Origin of the sequence: Anoxybacillus dikiliensis, assembly GCF_050613275.1 — a bacterium.
Lineage (GTDB): Bacteria > Bacillota > Bacilli > Bacillales > Anoxybacillaceae > Anoxybacillus.
The window spans coordinates 707220-723035 of sequence record NZ_CP187112.1 but is presented as its reverse complement, the minus strand read 5'-3'; the positions used below and the strand labels follow the sequence as shown (position 1 = coordinate 723035).

14 protein-coding genes and 3 pseudogenes are annotated in these 15816 nt (G+C 41.5%); 5 read left to right on the top strand and 12 right to left on the bottom strand.

What is annotated here, in order from left to right; all coding sequences use genetic code 11:
• Positions 1-58: 58 nt before the first annotated feature.
• Together ACPF7I_RS03900 and ACPF7I_RS03895 are read right to left on the bottom strand one after the other, a co-directional pair.
• Entirely contained in the window at positions 59-976 is a 918-nt protein-coding gene (locus tag ACPF7I_RS03900) for an Rpn family recombination-promoting nuclease/putative transposase (protein ID WP_021094328.1), read from the bottom strand.
• A 450-nt stretch (positions 977-1426) separates the two neighbouring features.
• Positions 1427-2179, bottom strand: a complete 753-nt coding sequence (locus ACPF7I_RS03895) for an alpha/beta hydrolase (RefSeq protein WP_430744718.1) — start codon at positions 2177-2179, stop codon at positions 1427-1429.
• A 431-nt stretch (positions 2180-2610) separates the two neighbouring features.
• On the opposite strand from ACPF7I_RS03895, the gene ACPF7I_RS03890 reads away from it, so the two are divergent.
• Together ACPF7I_RS03890 and ACPF7I_RS03885 are read left to right on the top strand one after the other, a co-directional pair.
• Positions 2611-3099, top strand: coding sequence for a DinB family protein (locus ACPF7I_RS03890; protein ID WP_430744720.1), 489 nt, complete (start codon positions 2611-2613; stop codon positions 3097-3099).
• An 82-nt stretch (positions 3100-3181) separates the two neighbouring features.
• Complete coding sequence (locus ACPF7I_RS03885; protein WP_430744721.1) at positions 3182-3349, top strand: hypothetical protein; 168 nt, start codon at positions 3182-3184, stop codon at positions 3347-3349.
• 71 nt (positions 3350-3420) lie between these two features.
• On the opposite strand, the gene ltrA is transcribed toward ACPF7I_RS03885, so the two are convergent.
• The 4 genes and pseudogenes from ltrA to ACPF7I_RS03865 form a co-directional block, all read right to left on the bottom strand.
• Entirely contained in the window at positions 3421-4677 is a 1257-nt protein-coding gene (gene ltrA, locus ACPF7I_RS03880) for a group II intron reverse transcriptase/maturase (RefSeq protein ID WP_064221401.1), read from the bottom strand.
• A 599-nt stretch (positions 4678-5276) separates the two neighbouring features.
• Positions 5277-5984, bottom strand: a complete 708-nt coding sequence (locus ACPF7I_RS03875; RefSeq protein WP_042896010.1) for a DsbA family oxidoreductase — start codon at positions 5982-5984, stop codon at positions 5277-5279.
• Between the two features lie 98 nt (positions 5985-6082).
• Positions 6083-6223, bottom strand: a pseudogene (locus ACPF7I_RS03870) (ABC transporter permease); the annotation flags it as partial.
• Between the two features lie 98 nt (positions 6224-6321).
• Positions 6322-6531: pseudogene (locus ACPF7I_RS03865) on the bottom strand (virulence factor); the annotation flags it as partial.
• Positions 6532-6679: 148 nt separating this feature from the next.
• Between ACPF7I_RS03865 and ACPF7I_RS03860 the strand changes: the two are divergent.
• From ACPF7I_RS03860 to hepT, 3 genes and pseudogenes are all read left to right on the top strand, one after another.
• Positions 6680-6757 (top strand): annotated as a pseudogene (locus ACPF7I_RS03860) (DUF6431 domain-containing protein); the annotation flags it as partial.
• A gap of 87 nt (positions 6758-6844) precedes the next feature.
• Positions 6845-7249: a type VII toxin-antitoxin system MntA family adenylyltransferase antitoxin gene (gene mntA / locus ACPF7I_RS03855; protein WP_043968371.1), complete on the top strand. Its 405-nt coding sequence runs from the start codon at positions 6845-6847 to the stop codon at positions 7247-7249.
• Positions 7242-7643 (top strand): type VII toxin-antitoxin system HepT family RNase toxin, encoded by a 402-nt coding sequence (gene hepT / locus ACPF7I_RS03850; RefSeq protein ID WP_255573470.1) that lies wholly within the window; start codon positions 7242-7244, stop codon positions 7641-7643. Before mntA ends, hepT begins: the two co-directional genes overlap by 8 nt.
• A 47-nt stretch (positions 7644-7690) precedes the next feature.
• On the opposite strand, the gene ACPF7I_RS03845 is transcribed toward hepT, so the two are convergent.
• From ACPF7I_RS03845 to ACPF7I_RS03820, 6 genes are all read right to left on the bottom strand, one after another.
• The gene (locus ACPF7I_RS03845; protein WP_430744724.1) at positions 7691-8905 is read right to left on the bottom strand and encodes a hypothetical protein; all 1215 of its coding nucleotides are present in this window, start codon (positions 8903-8905) and stop codon (positions 7691-7693) included.
• A gap of 578 nt (positions 8906-9483) precedes the next feature.
• A complete protein-coding gene (locus tag ACPF7I_RS03840; protein WP_430745981.1) occupies positions 9484-9816 on the bottom strand; it encodes a GNAT family N-acetyltransferase in 333 nt (110 codons plus the stop codon).
• 223 nt (positions 9817-10039) lie between these two features.
• Complete coding sequence (locus tag ACPF7I_RS03835) at positions 10040-11512, bottom strand: hypothetical protein (protein WP_430744725.1); 1473 nt, start codon at positions 11510-11512, stop codon at positions 10040-10042.
• 14 nt (positions 11513-11526) lie between these two features.
• Positions 11527-13026: an AAA family ATPase gene (locus tag ACPF7I_RS03830; RefSeq protein ID WP_430744727.1), complete on the bottom strand. Its 1500-nt coding sequence runs from the start codon at positions 13024-13026 to the stop codon at positions 11527-11529.
• Positions 13027-13038: 12 nt separating this feature from the next.
• Positions 13039-14802, bottom strand: coding sequence for a hypothetical protein (locus tag ACPF7I_RS03825; RefSeq protein WP_430744729.1), 1764 nt, complete (start codon positions 14800-14802; stop codon positions 13039-13041).
• 17 nt (positions 14803-14819) lie between these two features.
• A complete protein-coding gene (locus tag ACPF7I_RS03820; RefSeq protein WP_430744731.1) occupies positions 14820-15788 on the bottom strand; it encodes a helix-turn-helix transcriptional regulator in 969 nt (322 codons plus the stop codon).
• Positions 15789-15816: the final 28 nt, after the last annotated feature.

The following is a 15816-nucleotide window of genomic DNA, read 5'->3' as shown; positions in this document are numbered from 1 at the left end:
TCATTGACGTGGGACAAAGAGGGACACAACATAGTTGAACAGCCCCCGACACCGTTCGCTAATCCCCCAACCGCTCCCGTACTTCCTCCTCTGTCATGTCGAGAATATGGGCAACGTCTGTTATACTCATTCCTTTTTCGACCATTTTTCGAATCGTTTCATTTTTCCCTTCTTCTCGACCTTGTTCTAATCCTTTTTTCAATCCTTCTTGTCTTCCTTCTTCCCGACTGCCGCGAATGTTTGAAAGTTGATCAAGGAGCCATTTCAGCCGCATTTCGTACGCGTAACGGTTTTCGGGGTCGACGCTTAAGTTTTGCCATTCTTCTAGCGCTTCTAAAATGTCTTGTTCTGTCATGGCTATTCCCTCCAATTCACGAAACATCTCTTCATCCATTTTTTTCGTTCGTCCATCGACAGCCGACAACATCGTTAGCCATGGCCATTCCGGTGACTGTTTCACTTCTCTCCGATATTTCTTCCATTTTACCATAAATTGTGACAAGTCGAGTACATGAAATTCAAGGTGATGGCTCCAAAGAAACTGTTCTTCGTCTTCACGAATGTGAAAAACGGTATGGAAGCGATCTGTTTCATGTGGGAAAAGGGGATAATTTAAGATGGCGATCATAATCGTTGGAGGGAGGATGTCGTACCGTTCTCCTTTCGATAGTGAAGATGAAAACAACCTTGCCCAGTAATACAATAGCCGTTCGGGCATACCGTATTGTGGGATGATTTGAATTTCAACGTGAATGCGCTCGCCGCGGTTTGTGCGAACGATGACATCCAATCGTCCAGTCTTACCGTCTTCTGTTTCTTTCGTTAGTTCGGTGTTTTCAAACTGTACGTCGATGATGCGATCATCTCCAGTCCGATGTAGCAACGCATTTAAAAACGCCATCGTGATTGACTTTCTACTTGGGTGGCCGAACAGTTGTTTAAACATAAAATCCATTTTTAAATCGAGGTATTGCACACAAATCATCCTTTCGTGGAATATAAGGGACAATTTGATTAAAATCGGGAAATAAGGGAAATGCAAAAGTAGAAAATTGAATTTTGCGGAAAATTTTTATGACAAATGGGGTAAAAAAGTGGGAGGATGAACCGTTTTTTAGGTTGAAAATTTAATTTTTGAAGGGAGAAACTGTTTAAATTCAGCCCACTTGATCATGTGACTGAATAGTTACAAAGCGTTTATTCTTCGCTGGACCATATCTTTGGAAACGAATAAAACGGAAAAGAGAAGAAGTTTTGATTAAAGTCTCAGATGACTAGATATCATCCACATCCATTTCAGGGGAAAGCCATTGTCGCTTTGCCTTTTTCTTTTTAATCAAAGAAAAGGAAGACAAAAGAAAAGCCCTACAGAGATTTCTCTCCGCAGAGCTTTTCGACATACTTCGGGCGGTGACAGGCACCGATCCTATCCGGCGTGCTTGGCGAAAAATTCGAGAGACTGTTCAATAATCATCGGTTGATCGTAATCGAGCGTCGCCACATGGTAGCTGTTTCGGAGGCAGACGATCTCTTTCTCCGTCGATGAAATGCCTTGAAAGATGATGTCGGCGTTTCCCGGCGGCACGACGTGATCTTCGTCGGAGACAAAAATCAACGCCGGACAGACGATGCGATCGAGTTTCGCTTTTGTCTGTGCCATCAGCCTAGTCAGCTGAAGAAGCGAAGCGGTCGGCGTTTTCTCGTATGCCAGCTCTTTCACATCCGGATTTTTCAAGTCCGAACCGATCGAATCCAGATACCTCGGCAGCTCGTCCCCGCCCGTCATCCCGGCGGCGATGGCCGGGATGTCGACAGCGGCGTTAATCGGCACGATGCCGCAGATGTCTGGGTGATGTTCCGCCAAATAAAGCGTGAGCGTCCCACCCATCGACAGCCCGGTGACAAAAATGGTTTGGCATCGTTGTTTCAGCCATCCATATCCTTCTTCGACCGAGGCGACCCAATCGTGGAATGTCGTCCGTTCCATGTCTTCGTAATGCGTTCCGTGCCCTTTTAAGCGCGGCAGGCAAACGGTATAGCCGGCTTTCGCATACGCTTCAGCGAGCGGACGCATGCTGTGGGGCGTGCCGGTGAATCCGTGCACGAGCAGCACCCCGACCGGCCCGTTTTCGGCGTAAAACGGCTCGGCGCCCGAGAGCACCGGATATTGTTCGCTCATCTTCCTCTCCCCCTTATCTAGTCAAATCCGTTCCTCTCACTATATTCGCCACCTCACCTCTTTTTTCCTTTTTTTTTGATCGGACGCCGTTACCACATCGACAACCATGACCGCCACCATTCGTGAAACAAGCCGTTGACGCCAAAATAGACGAATGCGATCCAAGCGATGCCAACTAATGCTTTCTCCATCCCTTTTCCCGTCCGATAGAGCGGCACTTTCCACCGCTTGGACGAAAACGGCCAAAACAGCGGCACCCCTGGGCGGTGACAGGCACCGATCCCAATTGGACTCCGCGCGAGCCGTGGCGGCACACTATGGCCGAGATATCGAACAAGTCAAAACCATGATCACGGCGAACACAAAACGGCTTTACGGTTGATCTTCCTTATGATACGATAAAACCAAATCTACATCGAAATGAGGGAAACATGATGGATCATAATGAGCAAGTGCGCCAACAGCTGATCAAAAGCGTTTCCGGGCTGTCGGACGAACAGCTGAACACCCGAGTGGCGGACGGAAGTTGGACGATTGCCCAAGTGCTCGAACACCTGTACTTAATCGAAACATCGATCGCAGCCATGATCGCCCATACATTAAAGCATGGCGAGAGCCAACCGGTCGAGGAGAAACCGATCCACTTGACCGTTGACCGTTCGAAAAAAGTGGAGGCGCCTGATTTCGCCCGCCCGAGCGACCGCTTTTTCACTCGACACGAACTGGAAGAAAAATTGCATCAATCGCGGCAGCGGTTGCGCCAAATCACGGAGCAAGCCAACCCGGCTGACTTGGAAGCCAAATCGTTCCCGCATCCAATTTTTGGGCCACTGAATTTGAAGCAATGGGTGGAATTTGTCGGCTATCATGAACAGCGCCACCTCGCGCAAATGGAAGAAATCAAGGCACAGCTTCCGTGAGGAGCGGGCGGCTCATCCAGGAACCAAAAAACTGGTCGAATCCAAAATCCGCAAGCGAGTAAAACACGTCCGGTAGGTTTGGATGGAGGACCCAAGCAATCGGACGATTGAAGTCATCGGCTTAGAAGACGGGCGGTTTCAAAAACGCGCAGTATTCGGCCCGAAAGATGTTTTAACGTCTTTTTTGTATCCAGATTTAGCAATTTCGCTTAATTCCATCTTGCATATGGATGATGTGGAAATCGAGTAGGAGGAGGTGATTAACCTCCGTCCTCTCACACCACCGTACGTACGGTTCCGTATACGGCGGTTCAATCAAGATCAATGACGCAAGAATTCATAACGTTCTTGTAGACTTTTGAGCCCTTGGTCATTCCAGTAGGAGTTTCCAAGGGTTCTGTGTAAGATGGGGCTATTTGAAATACGCCAATATCCTTTCCGACTATTTCCCCATTCATACGCTTTCCACGAAGGAACTCCCAATTTGATCAAGTTTCGTATCCTCGTTTTTGGTGTTTTCCAACTTTTCCATAAGCACATACGAAGTCTTCGACGAATCCACCCGTCCATTTTCCGAAAGATTGATTTCGTATCCGCCAGCGCAAAGTACCCACACCATCCGAATAAATACTGATTCAGTTTCTGAATTCGGTATTCCATGGAATATGGCATCTTTCTCGAGGTGATTTCTCGTACTTTCTTCTTCATTCGTTTGAGACTTTCTTCTGCCACTCGAATCTTGGGCTCTTCGGCATCGATAAAACTGAATCCAAGAAACTTTCGTTTCCAAGGACGGTCTACTGCCGACTTTTTCTCATTCACTTTTAGGCGAAGTTTACGTTCGATGAATCGTTGAACGCTTGCCATTGTTCGTTCTCCTGCCCTTTTTGATTTTACGTAAATGTTACAGTCGTCTGCGTAACGAACGAATTGATGTCCTCTTTTCTCTAATTCTTTATCCAGCTCATCAAGGACGATGTTGGAAAGGAGCGGACTTAATGGACCACCTTGTGGCGTTCCTTTCTCTGTACTTGAAACCACTCCATGAATCATGACACCCGACTGCAAGTACTTGCGGATTAATTTTAATAACGGTTTATCGTGGATTCTTTTCGCCAATGTGCTCATAAGTCTGTCGTGGTTGACCTGATCAAAGAACTTTTCCAAATCGATGTCTACAACCCATCGGTATCCTTCTTTGATATATCCTTGTGCTTTCCTCACTGCATCATGGGCACTTCGATTTGGGCGAAAGCCATAGCTATGTTCGGAAAACATCGGGTCATATATCTTCGACAATACTTGGGCAATCGCCTGTTGAATCAAACGGTCTGTCACGGTTGGGATACCTAGTAACCGAACACCGCCATCAGGCTTCGGGATTTCGACTCTTCGGACAGGCATCGGTTCATAGGTACCTTTGAGAATCGCTTCTTTGATGGACTGCCAGTTTTCGACGATGTGCGTTCGCAGGTTTTGTACGGGCATCATATCTACTCCATGGCTGCCCTTATTTTGTTCTACTCGTTTCAATGCGAGAAGCATGTTCTCTCGTGACAGGATTTGATTCAAAACCATCGTTATTCTTCCTTCCGTAAATAGCTGTTCTTCTTATGCCAGTCGTCACTCCACCCTCCAAAAGATCCCCCACGGGATTCACCGTTTCCTTTCTCTTGGGAGGTCCTATGTTTTCTGTGTTCATCGTGACGGACTGAATGCCAAGGGCTATTTTCTCTTGATTGTTCAGTCCTTCCGAATCGTTCTAGACCGATTCGTACTATGACCTCTGCTGACTTCTGATGATTCAGCTACTTATCGCTAAGTAGGTTGTGAAGGGTACTTCACGTATCCATCAGACCTCCTCGGGTAAGAGTGCAATCTTTCCTTCCATCTATCTGCTTCATTTACTCTGTATCACCTTCGGCAGAAAGGACTTTGTTTTGTTTAGCAAACTCATCCAATGATACCTAGCCTTATATGAAGTTCGTGTTCCTCAGACCGGAAGTTTGCCGCTCGCTTCCTTCAGATTCCGTGTCGCCACGGACACCCTTGCGTTAAGCTAACTGCTACTTCTGCCTTCGCAGTTCGGGACTTTCACCCTAGAGATTGCACCCATGCCGAGCACACTAAGATAAAGCCGGTCAGGATTCCCTAGCCGGCTTTTTATTTGCTTGAATTTAGTCGATAGCGCAATTTTCGTCCGTGCACGTTTTTCCTTTTTCCGCAAGCAATTGTAGCGATGAGGACTGCTGTTCTTCTGCCCATACTTTTTCTAATGCTTGGCGGAATACATCGACGGGCTGAGCGCCAGAAATCGCATATTTTTGATTGAGCACGAAAAACGGTACACCGCGGACGCCGAGTTGAGCCGCTATCGCTTCCTCGTTTCGCACGTGTTCGGCATAACGTTCGCTATCAAGCACCGCTTCCGCCTCTTTCCGATCAAGCCCTGCTGCTTCGGCAAGCTCCAGTAGCACGTTGCGGTCGCTAATTCGCTTCGATTCGGTAAAATAGGCGTAAAACAGCCGCTCTACTACTTCATCAAGCTTCCCTTTTTCCTTCGCATATTGCGCGAGACGGTGGGCATCAAACGTATTGGTCGGTTTCATCGTCTCAAAACGGAACGTAAGACCAAGCGCCTCCGCTTGCTTGCCAATATCGGCGTTTGCCCGCTTCGCTTCTTCTACGGAAATGCCGTATTTTTGCGCAATCATTTCGTGAATGCTAAATGGCGTTTCTTTTTTTGCATGCGGATCAAGTTCAAAACTACGGAAGACGACCTCGACATTCTCCCGATGCGGAAAAGACGAAAGCGCCTCTTCTAACCGCCGCTTGCCGATATAGCAAAACGGACAAACAAAATCGGACCATACTTCAATTTTCATCGTCACACCTCGGTTTTGTCCTCCAGATCGGAGGGAATTTTCTTCCTTATTGTAACGAACATATCTTTCTCACTTCAAATCATCTGCTTGCCCTATCCTCACGCCATTTTTCGTCTGTAGACGCGCATTGCAGTTATATACGCAACAATGAGAATACCTAAACACCATACGAGCGCGATCCAAATGTCATTGCCGACAGGCTTTTCTGCCAATAACGCGCGGATCGCTTCCACTACGGCTTATAAAAGAACCGTTTTTTCCTCCAATGGATACATCGATTTCAAATAGTAACTCGTCATGAATATCAACAACAATGCCAAGCTCTTCACGTAATTCTCTTTTCAAACGTTCCGTACCGAACGCCCTTTTCGACCCATTTTCGCTCCACGACAACATTTCCTGCATGTTTTTGCGCTTCGAGCACCGCATCGATAAACGGCTTTGGCAAACCAACTCGTCTCTCTTCCTGCCCGTCTGTTAGCTTCACTTGCATCGGCAAGCCATACAACATTTGCACATACACTTTCACTTCGCCGAAATGGTCGTTGCGCGCTTCCTCATTTTTGTAAATTATCATTTTATCTCCGAATAAAACGCCTTCTTTTTTGCAAATTCCTCCGGGATATCCTTCTCCCCTTTTCTGAAACAGTATGCTAAATTTTTAGTGAATTGTTTCGGAGGAGGGGGACGAGAGCATGGTTCAGTTATATGACTTCGGGATTGATGTGCAAACCTATGCGAATCGAGGAAAAGAAAATGCGTTCCCGAATCTCCCAACGACTAAAGTCGAGGGGGTCTAGTTTCGACAGGTGACAGGCACAAACGAAAATAATATAATTGGAAATAGGAGGAATGGTGGCATGACGGAACAAATGGAACAAATCATAGTCGAAATGTTAAAAGATGCAGTCTCCCCATATGTTATTTATTTGTTCGGCTCAGCAGCAACAGGACACGTTCGTCCCGATAGCGATATAGATATTGCTTTCTTAAGCGATAAACGATCGTTGGATCATTATGAACGCTTTATGCTTGCACAACAATCGGCAGAGCGATTACAACGAGACGTTGACCTCATCGATTTAAAGCAAGCGAGCACCGTTTTTCAAGCACAAATCGTCAGTAGCGGCAAAGTCATCTATTGTGCAGACGAACAAAAAAAAGCGGAGTACGAATGGCGAATTCTGAAAATGTATGCGAAGCTAAACGAAGAACGAGCAGAAATTTTGCGAAACATTGCTGAAAGTGGGTCGGTTTATGATTAATGATGTCATCTTAAATAAAGTAAGTGTGATTGAACGGTGTCTGAAGCGTATTCAGGAAGAATACGAAAACAATCCAAAACATTTGGAGAACTACACAAAGCAAGATTCCATTGTCCTCAATCTTCAACGAGCGTGTGAAGCGAGCATTGACTTAGCGATGCACATCGTCGCGCAAAAAAAGCTCGGACTTCCACAAACAAGCCGAGACGCTTTTACTCTTTTAGAACAACACGGCATCATCTCTCCATCCCTATCGCAAAAAATGAAAGCGATGGTCGGATTTCGCAATATCGCCGTGCATGACTATCAAGAACTGAATTTGACCATTTTACAAAAAATACTCGACAGCCATTTAACAGACTTTACTGAGTTTACGAAAGCAATTGTTGGATAAAAATAGGCGGTGCGAATATGCACCGCCTTAGCAACCACTTTCTAATCCTAATCCCAATGCTTCTTCCACTCATCTAAAAAGGCAGGGAGACGATGTTGATGCGGCACGATAAAACTTTGAAAATAGAAGTCCCATTTGTTCGGCTCTTTGAGAATGTTCGTGTATACATGCTCGATTTCTTTAATAAACACAATGGCGCGTCGATAGGCGGAACGCTTTCTTTCCGCAAGTAACGCTTCGACGATTCGTTTATAGTATGCAATCATTTCAAGTGGATAGTGCTTGTTCAAATACCGTTCATATGTTGATGGGCTGGAATAATCAAAAGCACGCGAACGTTTTGTCACATAGTGAAGCAGCGCTTCGCTATTTCCTTCGCTGTAGTCAATTTTCGCTTTGAGGAAAGCGTGCACAGGATGGCTTTCGAGCCAATCGTACAATTCTTGTTTCACTGTTTCTTTTTGGTTTGGCGGTGCGTATACAATCGCTTGTTGATACAGCTCATAAGAAGGACGATGGAAAAAGTGTTGTTTCAATAATTGAAGTGCTTTTTCCTTCTCTCCCATTTCATCGTACCGCTTGAACAAATAGGCATACAAGCCGTCTAGCGCCCCTTCTCCCTCTTTCAGTCCCTTCTCCGCAATTTCCAATGCTTTATCCCGATCGCCTTTTTCCTCTAAAAATAAAGCATATTCGACATAATCGCTTCCATAGCGAAGCTGCTGAGCCCGTCTTTGTTCATATGTATGCGCATCATCAAGCTTGTAGCGATAAATATCTAATATGAGCGACTGATAGTATCTATCCCCCAATGATTCTAAATAATCGACGATCGTGCGCCAATGTGTTTCAGTAGAAGCGATTTGCTCGATCCATTCCCATATCGCATCCTCAAATCCTGAGTTACCTTCTAAATATTGCTCCATTAACGCATGAATCATTTCTTCTCTAGCGCCTTCAGGAAGATGTCCGTCTTGAAGGAGCGCGAGGATTGTTTCCATATGTTCGTAAACAATGTCTTCTTCTTCCTCAGGTCCACCACCATACATATTAAATTCCTTAACAATACCGATTGCTTCCGCAAATTTCTCCCGATATTCGCGGTTATGTTTTTGTGCCGTTTCTTTGGCAGTCAAGCACCCATTTCGTTCCAAAAAATCAAGCACCCGTTCTTGAACACGCTTGTCCGATCGAATTAAGTTCAACACAAGCTCCAACAATTCGTCACGAGAAAGCCGCTGAACAATTTTCTGTATATTCATGCGCACCATTCCTTTCACTGTTTCCTGTCTGTTCGTTCTACAACACCATCTTAGCATATTCTTTTGCCTTTTGTGCAAGGTGCAGAGGTAGCGGCATTAACGTGTCCATATCATCGTATTGCAAGCTCGTTTGATTTTGCATTACTTCAACTTTGTTCGGCTTACCATCACTGTCAAAGAAAAACCTTCTATAACGGCTCTTCCTTATTTGTCGCATATGACCGAAAAGTATACGAATGCTTTTGAATGTCCTCAATCGAATCGCCGTCTACAAGTTTTACGTCTCAGCAAATAATTTGATGCACGAAATTTAAAGAGTGATTGAAATCTTCCTCATTAGTTAAATAACACAGCATGAGTCCGGTTCAATACCGAACTCATACAAAAACCATTCCCTGAAATATTCAGCGTCGGACTTTTCTTGTCTTTCATATTGGACAGCACAAACGTATAAATCTTTTCTGGAGCCCATTTCGCGATCAGCTCCTCAAGCAACATCGAGGCAATAACCTCCGGAAATCCGGTGAAAAAACAAACACGGTCTACCTCTTCCCCCCCTTTTTCCTCATTCGTACAAGCTATGACAGCAATTTTGCCATGCAATATTCATCGACGTATCGACCGTTGATATTCAGCGAATGGCGCTTGACGCCTTCTTGTTCAAAACCCATCTTTTGGTATAACGAAATCGCAGGGGCATTGTCTATCACGACGGTCAGTTCAAGGCGATGAACGCCTTTTTCCCGCGCCCATCGCTCCAGCTCTGTCAGCAGCATCGTGCCGACTCCTTTTCCCCGAAAAGCGGCAAGCAGCCCGATGACAATGTAAACGGAATGTCGGTTTCGTCTTGCAAATCCCCCCTTGCCAATAAATAGACGACCAACTCCCCTTCGTCCATCTCGGCAAGCAATATAGTCGCGTTGTCTTCGTTCGTGATCGCTTCGAGGTGACTGCGCTGCTGTTCGGGAGTGAGCTTGCGTTCCCCCGCTTCAAACTCCGACTCGACTTGCAAAATGAGCGCGGCGAGCCGTTTGGCATCATCGACCGTTGCGTGGCGAATGTTCAATGTTGTTTCCCCCTTCCAGACAAGAGTGCCTGTGCACTGCGATCCTAATGGAAAAATACTCACTCAAACTAAAAAAGTGATTTAACAAAATTTTTTGCTTTGTTAACCGCTGTTCCAACTGCTCTTGCTCCTGTCTTTAATGAAGCAACGACAGTTTTCCTAACCTTTTGGGCGGTTTCACATATCTTACCACCAATTGTTGAACCAGCCATGTAGGCAACTGTACCTCCAACAATTCCTCCTATTACAGCACCTACTAGACTACCCACAATCGGTATCCAGCTTAAAGCCAAAGCTCCTGCTACCGAGCCTGTAACAGTTCCTAATTCTGCACTTGCCAATCCAGCAACAGTAGCAACTGTTACTCTCTCCATTTGTTGAAGTCCCTGAGTAACACTCAATTCACCATTAGCCACTTTATTTAAAACTTTCACGTTTTCGATGGATACAGTTGCAATATTGGCAATTACTGCTGGGGGGGTTCCAGGTGGGATTGCTTTTAAAAGCCCTTTTTCTGAGGCTATTTTTAAAGCAACCGTTACTGAAGTCTTTACACCTGAATCCGCCCCTGTTTTAAGTGCTAACTCCACCACTTCATTTACTTCAATATTTTTATTGGTCATCGATTTATAAACTAAATCGTACCCAACCGCAATGGCCGCTGATCGCACACCAGCTAATGCTACATTTTTAGTCATATGACTCGTTAAATCTTTTAATTTATAGTAGTTCCAATCAACCTCTATTTGTTTTCCGCTTTGTGCAAGTTTCTGAAGCTCTTTTCCCTCTTGTTTACTTAAAGGTGTGCTTTTATAGTTTTTAATGCTTATCGTGTCTGTGCTTTTTGCCACATTTTCGACTTGACCCTTTGCAACAAGTTTTCCCTGAAATTTATAATTCCCTTTCTTAAAGGCTATGGTTGCATTTTTATAATCTGAGGAAAACTTTGCTTGATATTTCTTTACTATTCTACCTTGGTTATCCTTAATAACTAAATCCACAGAATTTCTTTTATAAATTTCCCTAGGATTTGGTTTCAAAGCCTCGGCTTTATAATCTCCACCTTTTAATGCAACGTCTAAATTGAAGGAATTAGCATGATGTTGTTCAAAAATAAAACCATCAAGATTAATATTACGATTAATAGTACCATCATTATTCAGAATTACTTGACTCATTAAATCGTTTGCATTATTAATTGCATTATCAATGTTTTGCAAGTATTGCCCAACTTGGTTCACCGACATTCCAGCAGAAGCTTCCTGCACTTTCTGTTGAAACCATGCTTCTTTAGAAACCCCATTTTCAATTGCTCTATTAATACTTTCAATGTTCCTATTGTTCAATTCTATGGTTTCTAATACTTCTTTACTGAATACCTCAATCTCTTTCTCATCAATCTCTAAATTGTTGTTTCGCAACTCATTTTTAATCCAAGCATCGTCTGTTAAACTTTTTTCTTTTTTTGAATAACTCTCAATAGTACCTTGAATAAGTTCGATAAGTTCTAATGCCTCCTGATTGTCTCCCCTATAACTCATTCTCTTCCCCTCTCTTATTTTTGGGATGCAGGTTTAAAGTGATTATTTTTATAAATTTCTGCTAAGAGTTTTATTTTTTCTTTAAATAGTTCTGATAAAGAACGAGTATTCTCTATTACAGCAAGAATATCTTCAGTTGTAATATGCTCTTTACCAGCAACAAACGCTTTCTCTATGCTTTCCTTTACGACTCCTTCAATATCTGCTCCACTATACCCATCCGTTTTTTTGCTCAGTTTAGCTACATCGATTTTCTCCAAATCTTCTTTTCTTCGTTTTCCAATATGAATTTCAAAAATTTTTTTTCTTTCATCTTCTGTAGGCAAATCTACATAAAATATCTCATCAAAACGACCTTTTCTTAATAATTCGGGTGGTAAGTTGGAAATATCATTTGCAGTAGCGACTACAAAAGTTGGGCTCTGTTTTTCTTGCATCCATGTTAAAAAATGACCAAACAATCGACTCGCTACCTCTGTGTTACCACTGTTCCCGATACCTGCAAAGGCTTTTTCAAGCTCATCAATCCAAAGAACGCAAGGAGAAATCGCTTCCGCTAACTTAATCGCCTTTCTCATATTCGCTTCAGACTCTCCAACATATTTCCCCATTAATCTTCCCATGTCTAACCGAAGTAAAGGAATACCAAAAAGGTGAGCTGTTGCTTTAGCGTTTAATGATTTTCCACAGCCAGGCATCCCTACAACTAAAACTCCTTTTGGAATATCCACTCCATATTCCATTGCTTTGTTCATATTTTTAAAGACGATGGATTTGTTGGAAAGCCATTTTTTTAAATTATCAAGCCCTCCGATTTCATCGAAGCTTTCCTTTAGAGGAATCATCTCAAGAATTCCTGACTTCTTAATCATTTGGAATTTCTGCTCATATACAATTTCTAAATCTTTATGATTTAGATTACCCTCTCTTGAGTAGGCAAGGGATAAAATATTGATAATCTCATATTCAGTCAATCCTTTAAAGGCAGTGGTAAACTCCTCTAACAAAGAGTCAGGTATATCGGGGAGTTCATTTACCTCTATAAACTGTTTAATCAAACTTTTTATTTCCTTTTCTCCCATATAATCAATTTCAATAATGGTTGTATACTTTTCTAACTCAACAGGAATTTTCAAAACTGGCGAAACCAGAAAGATTATTGTTTCCAATCCATTATGAATACGAAGAGAAATGTCTTTTAACCTGCTAATGACATAAGGATTGTCAATAAAGTGATGCACGTCTTTTATTACGAGGATTTTTCCTCTTAGTTCATCATTATTATTCAAAAACGATAAAGTAACTTCTAATCGATCCGTGCCCTCCAGAAGAGGAAGTTTTGTTCGGAAATCAACAAACCCTCTTGATGCATTCCATTCTAAAATTTCTCTTCCATAAGCAGATTTCTTTATGATTTCATCAGCTTTTGCTTCTTCAAATGTATTTAAATAAAGAATAGGAAATTGTGCGTCAATGTAATGCAATACCTTTTCTTTTACCTGTTCTAAAAGCATTTGCTCCCCTCCCTACGATCCATAAACAAACACTTGGTCCTCGCAAAGAATCGCCATTCTATCGCCACTAATATCAATATCAATATCCTTATCAAATAGCCCTGGTACATTGATTGTACTTAACTTCTCCAATGTATCAGTATCCCAAATACTAATTTCTCCTGGTTTTTCTGTACCATCTTCCTTTTTCCGACCAACTTTAGCGGTTACTAAATATGTGTCAATCACATTCATAAAATCAAATTCGTAACTCTGTAACTCTGCTATTTTCGTGCCTGTTTTTAAATCATAAACCGTTATTTCTCCTTTAAATTTTAAAAATCCCCCCAACTCAAAAGAGTCTGCAAATGGAGAACTAGAGAAATATAATCCCGCATCAATACTATATTGGCTTCCTTGGCCTCGGACAGCAAATATCTTATCGGATGCAATCCTAAAGCTATTCATTCCAATATCAAACATTGGATAATCGGAAGTTACACTAAACACTTTTCCCGCTCCCTCCCAATGAAAAAATCTATGGGGAATAACAGGAATATAATAAAGCTTTCCTTTAAAGAAAGAAAAACAGTGAGAATTTTTCAGATCATATAATGTAGCAACTCTTTCAAAGGGGCTTTTGTCAATTTTTCTAAGCACATGGTTAGTAGCAACACGAAAATCATTTAAATTAATGGAATATGAATAATAACTAGCCTCTTCTTGTTGTCGTCTGTTACCACGAGAAAATTCATTAATAAATAATTGATTATTTTCAACCGTTATACTTCCAAAATCGGATATATCTTCTACATTCCATATTAAATCTAATTCTTGCTTTTTCATTTCATACGGATTTATTAAATCCAAACTATATAACACACTCTTATACTTTCTCGATCCCTTTACTTCCTCATAATCTAAAATATAAAACATATTATTTTCTCTACATAACTTTACATAAGAGCTAAGCAATTTGAATTGTTTAAGTTTCTCTCCGCTGCTTAGATCATAAAAAACAAAACATTTTCCTTCTCTAACTACAATCGTATTTTCGTATACAAAAATATTTCTATGACCTTTAGAAATACCCGAATCTCCAAACTGACTGTAATCAATCTTTATACTTCCTATAAGATTATTAAAATCACCTTTTTGCAACGATATATTTTTTCCTTCAAATGTAACATTAGAGTTCGTACCTGGCTTGAATCTAATATCTGTATCTGAAGTTAGAACTAAATTAGCGAAAGAGATATCCTTTTGTTTGGCATTGAAAGTCCCTTCACACAACAGTTTTACTTTGGGATTATTTAAACCAATGTATTGAACATGTGAATATTTATCGCTGACCTCAAAAATATCTCCCAATAAATATACTGTTGTTTCATTATTTAACACGCTGTTCTCCAAAATCTTGCATAGTTCCTCTTGCGATGTTGCTACCTGGTCTACATTTTCAATTTGTTCATTTGTGAATTGTTTTAACATTTCTATCTTCTGTCTTTTTTTAATTATGTAATTAACATCCAAATGATCTTCAGAAAATGGGATGTTGAAAATTTCAAACAATCTTTTTGCAATAGTTTCTGCCTCTTCAATAGGTATATCCTTAATTCTTTCCAATTGTTCAAGTTCGTTTTTATAAAATCTCTGTTCTAACCATACCTTTAACCTGCCATCAAAAAATAGCTCCATCACTGATTCCAAGTCAAAATTTGCTCTTAACTCTTCTATAGTTCGCACCTTTGCACCTGACTTCATTATCAAAGGAAATTTAATACTTCTCTTAAGCATGACCCAACCCCTTTCTTTTAATTATATTTATCAGCCATTAATTGAATGGTTCTTTTCATTTCATCTCTTAAGCTTTGAGGACTGATAACCTCTACACGCTCTCCTTGGCTCAATAGCCACATCATGCATCCTTTTCCGTAAACCTCCGCTTCAATTAACCATCCTTCTGGAAGCTTTTCAATGACTTTAGCATTAGGAAACCTGTCCAATACAGCAGAAAGCGAAAGACCAAAAAATTTAAATCTAATGGTCATTAGGTCTCCTGCATACATAAATTGAATACGCTTTCTAAGCTCCCCTTCTTCTATCCTGTCTTTTTCGGAGTATTTGAATTTCTCTTGTAACAGCTTAAAATGCTTAATTCTGTCCACTCTAAAAAAAGCTGGTGATTGATATTCACTATCCTTTATAAACGCAATTAAGTAGAAATAATATTCGGAAAAAATTATCGAAACGGGTTTTACAATTCTTACTGACTCTTTTCCATCCATTCTTTCATAAGTTATCTCTATCATTTGTTTGTTTCTAATGCTAAAACCAATATCCCAAATCATCTTCAGAAGGGGTTTGTTATGCTGTAATGGTTGAAAATGAATTAACTCATTTCCAATGATAGCTTTTATAAATTTTCTATCCTCTTCAATTGCCTGACTAAGGAGAGCATCAATTAACCCATTCATCTCTGATTTACAAAAAGCTCTGCTCTCCAAAATTATCTTTATGATGCTTAGCAATTCGACCCCAGTTAAAGGATTTTTAACAAATCCACTTAGGTAATATCCTTTTTTAGAAAAGTCGTATAGTATTTCCTCACCAGCACAGTTATTAGATAAAAACATTCTTATGTCATCAATATCTCTCTGAACGGTTCTTTCGTTTACACCTAATTCATCAGCAGTTCTCTTCTTATTGATAACTCCCCCTTTTCGGAACGTATCATACAATTTAAGCACCCTACTTATTTTCGCCTCTTTCTCTTTGTCCACCGTATCACCCTTAGAATTTCCAATTAAT

What these genes read in the sequence shown, in the direction of transcription:
- hepT (WP_255573470.1), top strand. Translation starts at nt 7,242, where the DNA reads ATGATTAATGATGTCATCTTAAATAAAGTAAGTGTGATTGAACGGTGT.
- ACPF7I_RS03830 (WP_430744727.1), bottom strand. Translation starts at nt 13,026, where the DNA reads ATGCTTTTAGAACAGGTAAAAGAAAAGGTATTGCATTACATTGACGCA.
- ACPF7I_RS03895 (WP_430744718.1), bottom strand. Translation starts at nt 2,179, where the DNA reads ATGAGCGAACAATATCCGGTGCTCTCGGGCGCCGAGCCGTTTTACGCC.
- ACPF7I_RS03890 (WP_430744720.1), top strand. Translation starts at nt 2,611, where the DNA reads ATGATGGATCATAATGAGCAAGTGCGCCAACAGCTGATCAAAAGCGTT.
- ACPF7I_RS03835 (WP_430744725.1), bottom strand. Translation starts at nt 11,512, where the DNA reads ATGAGTTATAGGGGAGACAATCAGGAGGCATTAGAACTTATCGAACTT.
- ACPF7I_RS03825 (WP_430744729.1), bottom strand. Translation starts at nt 14,802, where the DNA reads ATGCTTAAGAGAAGTATTAAATTTCCTTTGATAATGAAGTCAGGTGCA.
- ltrA (WP_064221401.1), bottom strand. Translation starts at nt 4,677, where the DNA reads ATGGTTTTGAATCAAATCCTGTCACGAGAGAACATGCTTCTCGCATTG.
- ACPF7I_RS03875 (WP_042896010.1), bottom strand. Translation starts at nt 5,984, where the DNA reads ATGAAAATTGAAGTATGGTCCGATTTTGTTTGTCCGTTTTGCTATATC.
- mntA (WP_043968371.1), top strand. Translation starts at nt 6,845, where the DNA reads ATGACGGAACAAATGGAACAAATCATAGTCGAAATGTTAAAAGATGCA.
- ACPF7I_RS03845 (WP_430744724.1), bottom strand. Translation starts at nt 8,905, where the DNA reads ATGAATATACAGAAAATTGTTCAGCGGCTTTCTCGTGACGAATTGTTG.
- ACPF7I_RS03885 (WP_430744721.1), top strand. Translation starts at nt 3,182, where the DNA reads ATGGAGGACCCAAGCAATCGGACGATTGAAGTCATCGGCTTAGAAGAC.